The sequence below is a fragment of the Stecheria intestinalis genome, assembly GCF_009696165.1.
GTDB classification, from domain to species: Bacteria; Bacillota_I; Bacilli_A; order Erysipelotrichales; family Erysipelotrichaceae; genus Bulleidia; species Bulleidia intestinalis.
The window spans coordinates 1-1,915 of the sequence record NZ_VUMN01000064.1 but is presented as its reverse complement, the minus strand read 5'-3'; the positions used below and the strand labels follow the sequence as shown (position 1 = coordinate 1,915).

The window sequence follows — 1,915 nt, the reverse complement described above, 5'->3', positions numbered from 1 at the left end:
TTAGTACACCCGACATGGGTGATAACTCGAGGGTGAAAGTCCCTTGCGCATGTATAGCGGCATGATTCAAAGCGCTAGCCAAAGGCAACGTGGACATCGTGAGGTGTCAACGGAAGGAAGCCGGATGCGGGAACATACTAACCGTGTGGCAAAATCCCGGGCCTACGTACAGAAACCGGATATAAGGCTGTCAGTCTGGACGATCTTCCTAAACAAAGAGAAGTCCAAGCCGCTGAATATGGCGAAGCAGTAAATCCGGAGGCTGGATGGGAGGAAAGTTATCACGCCTTCTTCGGGGAGGTCTCATCGACGAAAGCCGAGGTGAGGAACATCATGCAGGTAAGTAGCAGTAACAACGAACGATGAGAAGTCAGCAGAGGCCGTAGTAGTGAAGAAATCCCGCAATGGGGATGGAGCAAAGGGCCGAACGAATCACCAGCTTCATTTCATGAATGTAGTCAAATCTCTTTGAATGGTCTGTGAGCTCGGATAAAGTCCGTTAAGACCAGAGACGAGACAGCGACGGAAAGGAGAAGCAGACAAATGGCATCACAGTTACTGGAGCTGATTCTTTCAGATAGAAATCTGGAAGAAGCCAGCCGCAAGGTTATGATTAACAAGGGATCTGCAGGTATTGACCGTATGCCTGTAAGCCGATTGCCAGAATATATCAGGCTTCATAAAGATGAAGTGCGGGAACTTATCCGGCACAGGCATTACAGACCACTGCCAGTCAAGCGTGTGGAAATCCCGAAGGATGATGGCTCGAAGAGAAACCTGGGTGTGCCGGCAGTCAAAGACAGGTGGATCGAACAAGCAGTAACACAGGTTCTGTCGCCAATCTTTGATCGTACATTCTCAGACAGCAGCTATGGGTTCCGACCAGGAAGAAGGGCCGAGCAGGCAATCCTGAAAGCACTCGAATATATGAACGATGGCTATGACTGGATTGTCGACTTAGACCTTTCAAAGTTCTTTGATAACGTCAATCAGGATATATTGATGATTCTGGTACACAACGTTATTAAAGACCCGGATACTGAATCACTCATCAGACGATTCCTGCAGGGAGGCGTTCTGATAGAAGGCAGCTTTGAAGAGACACGGAAAGGAACCGCACAGGGATCCCCGATTTCTCCACTGCTGGCAAATGTCTATCTGAATGAATTCGACAAGGAACTCGAATCCAGAGGTCTGCACTTTACCAGATACGCAGATGACTGCATCATCTGTGTCAGAAGTGAAGCAGCAGCCAACAGAGTGATGAAGTCGGTAACAAACTGGCTCGGAAAACGTCTTCGCGTACAGGTTAATGCAGCGAAAACAAAAGTAGCACGGCCTAACCAAATCAAATATCTTGGACATTCCTTTTACTTCAAAGATGGTAAGTGGAGACCTAAGCCACATATCAAATCATTGAAGAAGCTGGAATACAAGCTGGTGCCGCTGTTAACAAGGAAATATAACATTCCGATGGACCAGAGGATAACCAAAATAAATCAGGTTGTACGGGGATGGGTCAATTACTATCGTCTGTGTAACATGAAAACGGCCCTGAAAAAGATTGACAGCTGGGTACGGCTGCATATCCGGATGATTTACTGGAAACAATGGAAAACGGTCAGAAACCGGGCAAACCACCTGTACGCACTTGGTATGAAAACATACTGGGCATGGCGTTATGCCAATACACGTAAAGGAATCTATGCCTCGGGACTATTCCTAAGTCGCTGGATTACCAATGACCTCTTGAAAAGAGAGGCCGGATTGATCAGCTCGGAAGAGTATTTTACCTTGGTACATGTAACAGTGATGTAATTTGTTGGTGCTTCGAACCGCCGGACGCCGAACGGCTTCTCCGGTGGTGTGAGAGGAAAAAAGATGAGAGCTCACGCTCTCATCCTCCTACTCGATT

Annotated in this window: 1 protein-coding gene; it reads left to right on the top strand. The window is 47.5% G+C overall.

Translation table 11 applies throughout. The annotated features are described in order from the left end of the window. Positions 1-543: 543 nt before the first annotated feature. Complete coding sequence (gene ltrA / locus FYJ51_RS13360) at positions 544-1,818, top strand: group II intron reverse transcriptase/maturase (protein WP_154506016.1); 1,275 nt, start codon at positions 544-546, stop codon at positions 1,816-1,818. Positions 1,819-1,915: the final 97 nt, after the last annotated feature.

Coding starts and splice junctions, on each gene's coding strand:
- ltrA (WP_154506016.1), top strand. CDS start 544: ATGGCATCACAGTTACTGGAGCTGATTCTTTCAGATAGAAATCTGGAA.